The sequence below is a fragment of the uncultured Limnohabitans sp. genome, assembly GCF_937889215.1.
In the GTDB taxonomy this organism is placed as follows: Bacteria; Pseudomonadota; Gammaproteobacteria; order Burkholderiales; family Burkholderiaceae_C; genus Limnohabitans_A.
The window spans coordinates 1-9,755 of record NZ_CALBEX010000150.1; the positions used below are offsets into that span (position 1 = coordinate 1).

General features: G+C 60.6%; 11 protein-coding genes. 10 read left to right on the forward strand and 1 reads right to left on the reverse strand.

Annotation, left to right across the window (positions count from 1 at the left end):
* From trkA to Q0341_RS03800, 6 genes are all read left to right on the forward strand, one after another.
* On the forward strand, positions 1-1,207 hold a 1,207-nt coding region (gene trkA / locus Q0341_RS03775; protein WP_299510674.1), incomplete at its 5' end, for a Trk system potassium transporter TrkA.
* Positions 1,207-2,670 (forward strand): potassium transporter TrkG, encoded by a 1,464-nt coding sequence (locus Q0341_RS03780; protein WP_299510676.1) that lies wholly within the window; start codon positions 1,207-1,209, stop codon positions 2,668-2,670. The genes trkA and Q0341_RS03780, both read left to right, overlap by 1 nt.
* Positions 2,671-2,722: 52 nt before the next feature.
* Positions 2,723-3,154: a rhodanese-like domain-containing protein gene (locus Q0341_RS03785; protein ID WP_299510678.1), complete on the forward strand. Its 432-nt coding sequence runs from the start codon at positions 2,723-2,725 to the stop codon at positions 3,152-3,154.
* Between the two features lie 92 nt (positions 3,155-3,246).
* Positions 3,247-3,639, forward strand: coding sequence for a YchJ family metal-binding protein (locus tag Q0341_RS03790; RefSeq protein ID WP_299510680.1), 393 nt, complete (start codon positions 3,247-3,249; stop codon positions 3,637-3,639).
* 33 nt (positions 3,640-3,672) lie between these two features.
* Positions 3,673-4,320, forward strand: a complete 648-nt coding sequence (locus tag Q0341_RS03795) for an HAD family phosphatase (protein WP_299510682.1) — start codon at positions 3,673-3,675, stop codon at positions 4,318-4,320.
* A gap of 20 nt (positions 4,321-4,340) precedes the next feature.
* Entirely contained in the window at positions 4,341-5,669 is a 1,329-nt protein-coding gene (locus Q0341_RS03800; protein WP_299510684.1) for a chloride channel protein, read from the forward strand.
* A gap of 12 nt (positions 5,670-5,681) precedes the next feature.
* On the opposite strand, the gene Q0341_RS03805 is transcribed toward Q0341_RS03800, so the two are convergent.
* Entirely contained in the window at positions 5,682-6,719 is a 1,038-nt protein-coding gene (locus tag Q0341_RS03805; protein ID WP_299510686.1) for an AraC family transcriptional regulator, read from the reverse strand.
* 131 nt (positions 6,720-6,850) lie between these two features.
* Between Q0341_RS03805 and Q0341_RS03810 the strand changes: the two genes are divergently transcribed.
* The 4 genes from Q0341_RS03810 to Q0341_RS03825 form a co-directional block, all read left to right on the forward strand.
* Complete coding sequence (locus Q0341_RS03810; protein ID WP_299510688.1) at positions 6,851-8,458, forward strand: carboxyl transferase domain-containing protein; 1,608 nt, start codon at positions 6,851-6,853, stop codon at positions 8,456-8,458.
* Between the two features lie 44 nt (positions 8,459-8,502).
* Entirely contained in the window at positions 8,503-8,823 is a 321-nt protein-coding gene (locus tag Q0341_RS03815; protein WP_299510690.1) for a type II toxin-antitoxin system VapB family antitoxin, read from the forward strand.
* The gene (locus tag Q0341_RS03820; RefSeq protein ID WP_299510692.1) at positions 8,820-9,227 is read left to right on the forward strand and encodes a PIN domain-containing protein; all 408 of its coding nucleotides are present in this window, start codon (positions 8,820-8,822) and stop codon (positions 9,225-9,227) included. The genes Q0341_RS03815 and Q0341_RS03820 overlap by 4 nt, the downstream gene beginning before the upstream one ends.
* Before the next feature lie 97 nt (positions 9,228-9,324).
* Positions 9,325-9,755: enoyl-CoA hydratase-related protein (locus Q0341_RS03825; RefSeq protein ID WP_299510694.1), on the forward strand; the 431-nt coding region annotated here is incomplete at its 3' end.

Sequence of the window (9,755 nt, forward strand, 5' to 3'; positions counted from 1 at the left end):
GGCCCAAGATGCCGACATGGTCATTGCTTGCGCTGCGGCCGATGAGTCGAATTTGGTGACTTGCAAGATCGCTCACGACCTCTTCAATGTGCCCACCACCATTGCCCGCCTGCGTTCGCCTGAATTCAACGAAGGCGATGCGCTGCTGGGCAAATCCGGTTTTGCGGTGGACCATGTGATCTGCCCTGAAGAGTCGGTGATGCGCTACATCGAGCAACTCATCCAGTACCCCGAAGCTTTGCAGGTGCTTGAGTTTGCCGAGGGGCGTGTCAGCTTGATTGTGGTCAGGGCGGGCGCAGGCAGCTTGTTGGTGAACCACACCATTTCCGAATTCCGTGAGCGCTTGCCACATGCCGAGATGCGCGTGGTCGCCCTTTACCGACAAGACGCCCAAGTGGAGGCCTTGCCCGAGACCCGCATCTTGCCGGGCGACGAGGTCTTTGTGCTGGCCGACACCCGCACGATTCCCATCGTGTTGTCTGGCATCCACAAAACGGACCAACCGGTTCAGCGTTTGATGTTGGCGGGTGGAGGCAAGGTGGGCCTGCGACTGGCCCGCAGCGTGGCAGACCGTTACGACGTGAAGCTGATCGAGAGCGACAAAAAACGCTGCGAATACCTGGCCAGCCAATTGCCGTCGAGCACACTGATCCTGAACGGCGATGGGGCAGACGAGGACTTGCTGCAGGAAGAAAACGTGGGCGATATGGATTTGTTCCTGGCCCTGACCAGCGACGACGAGGACAACATCATGTCCGCTATGCTGGCCAAACGCATGGGCGCGCGGCGCGTCATGGCCCTGATCAACCGCCGCGCTTATGCCGACATGATGCAAGGCAGCACCATCGACATCGCGATTTCGCCCGCGCAAACCGTGATCGGCGAGTTGCTGGCGCACCTGCGCCGGGGCGATGTGGCGGCGGTGCACAGCCTGCGCCGGGGCGCAGCAGAGGCCTTGGAGGGCATTGCGCGCGGCGACATCAAGACCTCCAAGCTGGTGGGCCGGCGTGTCGAGGAAGTCAAGCTGCCCAAAGGCGTGAGCATGGGGGCGATTGTGCGCGGCGAGGGCAAGAAGTCCGAAGTCCTGATGCCGCACCACGACACCCTGATCGAGGCCGATGACCACATCATCTTGTTCATCCCCAACAAAAGCGATGTGCGTGCGGTGGAGAAACTCTTTCAGGTCAGTGCGACCTTCTTTGGTTGATGCGCAAGACTTTTTTCCCCGTGCTGTCCTTGTTGGCACGCATTTTGGTTGCCTTTTCGATCGCCTTTTTGGTGCCTGGCATCTGGGCCTGGTTTGAAGACCACCACGACCGGCAATGGATCTGGCTGCTGGGCTTTGGCCTGACGGCCGTCAGCGGGCTGGCCTTGGCCGCTGCCACGCAGCGCCACCGGCGCGAGTTGCACACCAAAGACGGCTTCTTGCTGGTCAACTTGGTGTGGTTGGTGTTGCCCGCGTTTTCGGCATTGCCGCTCATGTTTTTGGTGCCCGAGATCACTTGGTTTAAGGCCTACTTTGAAGCCATGAGTGCGCTCACAGCCACCGGGGCCACGGCATTGTCGGGGCTGGACCACTTGCCTGTCTCGGTGAACATCTGGCGCTGCTTTTTGCAGCTGATCGGGGGACTGGGAATCATGCTGCTGGTGGTAGCCGTGTTGCCCATGTTGGGTTTGGGCGGCATGCAGCTGTACAAGGCCGAAACCCCTGGCCCCATGAAAGACACCAAGTTCACCCCTCGCATTTCCGAGACCGCCCGAGGGCTTTGGGGCGTTTACTTTTTGTTTTCAGGCGCTTGTTTGTTGGCTTACCGCTGGGCGGGGATGAGCTGGGCCGATGCGTTCATGCACATGTGCACCACCATGGGCTTGGGAGGCTTTTCTGCTTACGACGCCAGTTTTGGCCACTTCAATTCGCCCATGGTCGAGTGGGTCGCTATTGTGTTCATGAGTTTGGCCGGCATCAGCTTTGTGCGTTATTTTGTCGTCTTGCGCAGCCGGTCCTTGCAGCCCATCACCAGCGACCGAGAAATTCGCACCTATTTGGCGGTCCTGCTGGCAGCCACTTTGCTGGTGACGGTGTTGTTGTTGGCCCATGGCGTGTACGACAATTTTTTGGAGGCGCTGCGCATCAGTGCATTTCATGTGGTGTCGCTGGCCACCACCACCGGCTATGCCGCCACCGATTACGCCCAGTGGCCGGTTTTTGCCCCGATCTTGTTGATGTTTTTGGGTTGCTTTGCTTCGTGCGCGGGGTCCACCGGCGGCGGTATCAAGATGGTGCGCATGGTCTTGCTGGTCAAGCAAGCGCGTCGGGAGCTGGTGCGTATCATTCACCCACGGGTCATCAATCCGGTCACGCTCGGTGGCGCAGTGATGCCCATGTCGGTCATGACGGCTGTGCTCGGTTTCATGCTGATTTATGGCGGTGCCACCATGGGCTTGAGCATGCTGCTGCTGCTCAGCGGCATGGACATCGTGACCGCGTTTTCGGCCGTGATCGCCACCGTCAACAACATCGGCCCCGGTTTGGGCGAGGTCGGGCCATCGGGCAATTACGGCGGGCTGAATCCTTTTCAGTTGGGCGTTTTGAGCTTTGCCATGCTGCTGGGCCGACTGGAGTTGTTGTCGGTGCTGGTCTTGTTCAGCTCGCACTTCTGGCGCAAATGACCCAGGCGAGCAGCCCGCACTCAAACATCCCCCTAAAAACAAGGAGACACACATGCCCATCACCAAAGGATTCCAAGTCCTCGTCGACGAGGCCATGGCCCAGGTCACCACGCACAGCGTGGCCGAGGTGCAAGCACGCCTGAGCGACCCCACCGTGCAAATCGTGGACATCCGCGACCCGCGTGAGCTCGAACGCGAAGGCACCTTACCAGGCGCTTTGCTCGCGCCCCGGGGCATGCTCGAATTCTGGGTGGACCCGGCCTCGCCCTACTTCAAGCCCGTTTTCGCCGACGAAGGCAAGCAGTTCATCCTGTTTTGCGGTGCAGGCTGGCGCAGCGCCTTGGCCGCCAAAACTCTGCAAGACATGGGCATGACCAATGTGGCTCACATCGACGGCGGATTCACAGCCTGGAGAAAAGCCGCGGCACCCATCGTCACCATGGAACAACACAAAGCCGAAAGCGCGTCGCGCAAAGGCGCGTGATGACCGTGTTATGTAGGTCGGCGGCTTCAGCCCCGACATGGTGGACCATTCAGGTTGGTCGGGGCTAAACCCACCGACCTGCAAAAGAGCCCATGAAATTGACACACTGCCCCTGCGGTCGCACCACCCCCAAAGGCCAAGCACTGAGCTTGGACACTTGCTGCGGCCCGCACCACGCCAACCAGAACGCCCCCGATGCCGAAAGCCTGATGCGATCGCGCTACAGCGCCTTTGTGCTGAACAATGCGTCCTATCTGCTGGCCACTTGGCACAGCAGCCAGCGCCCCGCCGAGCTGACGCTCGAAACAGGTGGCAAGTGGTTGGGCTTGGAGATCAAACAGCACCGGGTGACAGGTGCTGACACCGCCGAGGTCGAATTCGTGGCGCGCTTTCGGGTGGGTGGCAAGGCGGTGCGTCAACACGAATGCAGCCGCTTTGTGCACGAAGAGGGGCGCTGGTTTTATGTGGATGGCGACGTGCTTTGATGTGCGCCCTAAACCTGCTCGTATGATCACGCCATGAACTTTGAAGCCATTTTGTTTGACTGCGACGGTGTGCTGGTGGACAGCGAAGCCATCACCTGCGGCGTGCTGCGCGACATGTTTGCAGAGCAAGGCTGGCGCATGACGCTGGCCGAGTGCATGCAGCGCTTTGTGGGCCACACCGTCAAAAGCCAGCGCGCCACCATCGAGGCCCACACCGGCCAGCCCCTCACCGATGCGTGGCTGGAGCAGTTTTTTTCCCGGCGCAATGAGCGCTTGACGCAAAGCATCACCGCCATTGAAGGCGTGCACGAAGCAGTGGCGCACCTGCACGCGCACTGCCAAGGCAGCATTGCGGTGGCATCGGGCGCAGACCGGTTCAAGGTCGAGATGATGCTCAAGCAAGTGGGCCTGATCGGGTTTTTTGAAGGCCGCATTTTCAGCGGCCACGAGATGCCCCGCAGCAAACCCCACCCCGATGTTTACTTGGCCGCTGCTGCCCATTTGCGGGTCGACCCAGCGCGCTGTTTGGTGGTGGAAGACACCACTGTGGGCATCACGGCAGGCGTGGCAGCGGGTGCCACCGTGTGGGCTTATGCGGCGCCTCCAGCCGCTCACGAACCCTTGGTGCAAGCCGGGGCAGCGCGGGTGTTCACGGCCATGGGCGATTTGCGCCTCGTTTGATTTGACTCTGGAAAAAGTGCATGTACCGCCCACCTGAGTTCTTCAAAGCTGTCAAAAAAGAGCTGGCCGATTGGCGCTTGTGGTCGGATCGGCTGGTGGTGTTGTTGTTCGCGAGTTTGGCGGGCTTGACTGTGGTGGCTTTCACCTGGTTGTCGGAGCATGCTTTGGCCACCTTCTTTGTGGTCTATCGGCATGGCTTTTGGTGGCCCTTGCTGTGGACGCCGCTGTTGACCATGGCCATTGTGTATGTCACCCGGCGCTTTGTGGTGGGCACGGCGGGCTCGGGTATTCCCCAGGTGATGGCCGCTTTGTCGGTGGAGACGCTGCCGCAGCACCGGTCGATTTATGTGTCTTTGAAATTGAGCATCATGAAGGTGGTGCTCACCGCATCGGGCCTGTTGGCGGGCTTGTCTTTGGGGCGTGAGGGGCCTTCGGTGCAAATTGCTGCGGGCGTCATGCACAGCGCCCGCCGTTGGTTGTCGCCCAATTCGCCCATCAAGGACTCGGGGCTGATCTTGGCAGGCGGCGCAGCGGGCATTGCGGCGGCTTTCAACACTCCCTTGGGCGGTGTGATGTTTGCGATTGAAGAGCTGTCTCGCCGCCCAGAAGACCGCCGCAGCGGCCTGTTGATGGCGGCCATTATTTTGGCCGGCATGATGGCTGTATCGGCCTACGGCAACAAGTCTCACTTTGGCGAGCTGCGGGTGGAAAACATCAGCTTCGGTTTGGTGTTGCCGGGCATGGTGGTGGCGGTGCTCAGTGGGATTTTTGGCGGGCTTTTTGCCCGGCTGCTGATCTACTCGTTGCACACCACCTCGACCCATTGGGTGCATGCGTTTCGGCGCACGTCGCCCATCTGGTTTGCGGGTGGTTGCGGTTTGCTGATCGCCATCATTGGCCTGAGCACCCACGGTGCAACATTTGGCAGTGGTTACGCCCACACCCGAGCCATGCTCGAAAACACCGACGACGTGTCCAGCCTGTATGTGCTGTTGAAAGTGGTCGTGACTTGGCTGACCACTTGGGCCGGTGTGCCCGCGGGCATCTTTGCCCCTGCTTTGGCCATTGGCGCAGCGCTGGGCAATGACTTGGCCATGCTGATGCAGTACCCCAACGCGCCCACCTTGATAGCGCTGGGCATGGCGGGCTTTTTGGCGGCGGTCACGCAAGCCCCGTTGACCGCTTTCATCATTGTGATGGAGATGGTCACTGGCCATGAATTGGTGCTCAGTTTGATGGCCAGCGCCTTGATCGCGAGTGGTATTTCAAGGCTGATCAGTCAGCCACTGTATTCGGCACTGACCCAGTCGCAGCTGAGGCGTTTGCCCGAAAAAGCCCCAGTTCAGTGAGGCGTATGGCCTTTAGGGGTGTTCTCGGAATGCTTGCGGGGTTTGACCTGTCCACCCCTTGAACGCCCGCATGAAGCTCTTCTCGTTCTGAAATCCCACCTCGGCTGCGATTTGTTTGATCGGGCGTTGCGTGCGCAAGAGCAGGTCCATGGCCAGGTCTCGGCGCACCGCGTCTTTGAGCTGCTGCAAGCTCGCGCCTTCTTCCTTGAGTTGCCGGTGCAAGGTGCGCGCCGACAGGTTGAGCCAGGCCGCCAGGTCGGCGGCGTTGCGGCTGTGTTCGGGGTGTTCGGCCAGGGTTTGGCGCACTTTTTCCACCAGCAGTCGGTCGCGTCGGTAGGGCCGCACGGTGAGCAACAGCGCGCGTTGCAGCATGCGTTGCAGGGCGGCTTCGTCGCGGCGCACAGGCAAGTTCAGGTAACCCGCGTCGAACTGCAGGCTGTGCATGGGCGCGTTGAACTGCGTGGGGCCGTCAAATAGCACGCGGTAACTGTCGGCGTGAGGTGGCGGTGCAAAGCGCAGGGTGGTTTGCACCAGCGGAATGCGCGAGTCGGTCAGCCAGCAGGCCACGCCTAAAGCGTTGCGCAGCACCGAGACCACCGCAAATTCTTGCAGGGAGGCCAGCGGGCGGGTTTCGTGCAATTGCAGGTGCGCCACACCCGCTTCGGTGCTGACTTGCAGGTGGATGTCGTCGGTCAGCAGGCCGTGGTGGCGGCACCAGCGCTGCAGGGCCACACCCAAGCTGGGCGCGGTCAGCGAGGCGCGCACCAGCATGCCGTAGCTGCCCCAAGGCAAGCGGCGGCTGAACCAACCCAAGGCTTCGTCGTCCAAGGCCTGCATGGCTGTGGCCGACAGCCATTCCATTTGCAAGGCGGTGATGCGCGCATTGGGATGATGCAGGGTCTCTGGCGCAATTTGTGCCTCAGTCAAGGCGGGCAGCGGGTCCATTTCGCGCTGGGTGTAAGCCTGCGCAATGGATTGGACAAAGGCCATGGGTGTCTCGGCGCGGCCGGTGACGGAAGGCCGCAATGGGGCTGGTGAGTGAGGGTTCATCGGTCGTGAAATTGTGGCACGATTTGCAACCAATTTGACACCCCCCAACCGCGCGCAGGTCTTAAGCTGACAAGCATTGCCCACAGGCGCGGTGTTTGCCGTGTGCCCAGGGCCACAGCCAAGGAAGACACATGACTGTTTTGCACTCTCAACTGAACCCCCGCTCGGCCGACTTTCAGGCCAACGCCGCTGCCATGCGGACCTTGGTCGATGACCTGCGCGCCCACTTGGAGCGTGTGGCCCAAGGCGGTGGCGATGCGCCCCGCGCCAAGCACACCGCGCGCGGCAAGCTGCTGCCGCGTGACCGTGTGCAGATGCTGCTCGACCCCGGCACGCCCTTCTTGGAAGTCGCGCCGCTGGCCGCCCTCAACATGTACAACAACGACGCGCCCAGCTCGGGCGTGATCGTGGGCATTGGCCGCGTGAGCGGCGTGGACTGCATGATCGTGTGCAACGACGCCACGGTGAAGGGCGGCACTTATTACCCGATGACGGTCAAAAAGCATTTGCGGGCGCAAGAGATCGCGCAGCAAAACCACTTGCCCTGCATTTATCTCGTGGACTCTGGCGGTGCCAACCTGCCGAACCAGGACGAAGTCTTTCCGGATCGCGACCACTTCGGCCGCATCTTCTTCAACCAGGCCAACATGAGCGCGCAGGGCATTGCGCAAATCGCGGTGGTCATGGGCTCGTGCACAGCGGGCGGGGCGTATGTGCCCGCCATGAGCGACGAAACCATCATTGTCAAAAACCAGGGCACCATCTTTTTGGGCGGCCCGCCGCTGGTCAAAGCCGCCACCGGCGAGGTGGTGAGTGCCGAAGATTTGGGCGGTGGTGATGTGCACACGCGCCTGTCGGGCGTGGCCGACCACTTGGCGCAAAACGATGTGCACGCGCTGTCCTTGGCGCGTCAAGCCGTGAAAAACCTGAACGCGCAAAAGGCCCCCAACATCGCCACACACGCGCCTGTGCCGCCGCTGTTTGATGCGCAGGAGTTGTATGGCGTGATCCCGACCGACACGCGCAAACCCTTTGATGTGCGCGAGATCATTGCGCGCATCGTCGATGGCTCGGAGTTCGACGAATTCAAATCGCGCTTTGGCACCACCTTAATCTGTGGCTTTGCCCGCATCGAAGGCATGCCGGTGGGCATCATCGCCAACAACGGCATCTTGTTCAGCGAGTCGGCGCTCAAGGGCGCGCACTTCATCGAACTGTGCTGCCAGCGCAAGATCCCGCTGGTCTTTTTGCAGAACATCACCGGTTTCATGGTGGGCCGCAAATACGAAAACGAAGGCATCGCCCGCAACGGTGCGAAGATGGTCACGGCCGTGGCCACTGCTGCAGTGCCCAAGTTCACCATCATCATTGGCGGCAGCTTTGGTGCGGGCAATTACGGTATGTGTGGGCGCGCTTACAGCCCTCGCTTTTTGTGGATGTGGCCCAACGCCCGCATCTCCGTCATGGGCGGCGAGCAGGCGGCCAGCGTCTTGGCAACCGTCAAGCGCGATGGCATTGAGGGCAAGGGCGGCCAGTGGAGCGCCGACGAAGAGGCCGCGTTCAAGGCCCCCATCAAAGAGCAATACGAGGTGCAAGGCCACCCCTACTACGCCACCGCCCGCATCTGGGACGACGGCATCATCGACCCGGCCGACACCCGCCGCGTGTTGGCGCTGGGCCTGAGCGCATCGCTCAACGCTCCCATTCCCGAGACAAAATTTGGACTTTTCCGCATGTGATGTGTATGATTTTTTGAACTCATACACATTAAGGGGCTCTGCGCATGCGAACCAACATTGAAATTGACGACGACTTAATGGCCGCTGCCATGGCGGCAGGCGGCTTCAAGACGAAAAAAGAAGCGGTCGAAGAGGGTTTGCGTTTGCTCAAGCGCAAGAAGGCCTATGCGGCGTTGTTGGCTGCGCGTGGCACTTTGTTTTGGGACGACTCCGACGAAGCCTGGGCCAAGGCGCGCGAAGAGACGCAACTTGCAGAGACCGTGCAAGAACCTGTTGCGACTTATGCGGTCAAGCCGGCTGTTAAAGCTCGAAAATCCCAAGCAGGTACTGAAACCAAGCTGCGTGGGAAAGGCAAGTCAGCATGATTTTGGTGGACTCCAGCGTACTGATCGATCACTTTCGAGGCACGATCAACGCACAGACCCAACAGTTAGAACGCTGGCTCACTGGGGAAGATGGACCGCCCGACATTGGTGTAGCCGATCTGGTTATTTTTGAAGTGGTTCGAGGCTTTTCCACGGCTAGTGCCCAGGCCCGAGTGCGGGACCTTCTGTTGGACTTGGAAGTGGTGGAAATTGGTGGCCTCGATAACGCCCTGCATGCGGCCACGCTCTATCAACGGTTGCGCCAATCTGGCCGCACCGTGCGCAGCCCCATCGACGTGCTTTTGGCCAGCTATTGCATGACCCACGGCCACACGCTGCTGCACTGCGATGCCGATTTTGAATCGCTCAAAACTTTAGGAGGACTGGACACATGGCCACAATGAATACGGCCCAAATCACGGCTGCACTGACCGCCATGGGCCAGCCTTGCCCGGCGCTGGACATGGTTTATTTCCTTCAAGCAGAACAGGCGCACAAAGCATGAGCACAGCACTGAAAATTTTGACCCAAAACGGCGTGCACACCATCACGCTGTCGCGCCCGGATGTGCGCAACGCGTTCAACGACGAAGTCATTGCCGAGCTGAAAAATGCTTTTTTGGCAGTGGCCCAAGACAGCGCCGTGCGCTGCGTGGTGTTGGCTGCCGAGGGCCCAGCCTTTTGCGCCGGTGCCGATCTGAACTGGATGCGCCGCATGGCCGACTACACCCAGGGCGAAAACCTGGCCGATGCGGGTGAGCTGGCCGCCATGTTGCGTGCCATTTACGAATGCCCACAGCCGACCATTGCCCGCGTGCAGGGCGACGTGTATGCGGGTGGCATGGGCCTGGTGGCAGCCTGCGACATGGCTGTCAGCGTGGACACGGCGCATTACTGCCTGAGCGAGGTCAAGCTCGGCCTGATCCCCGCGAC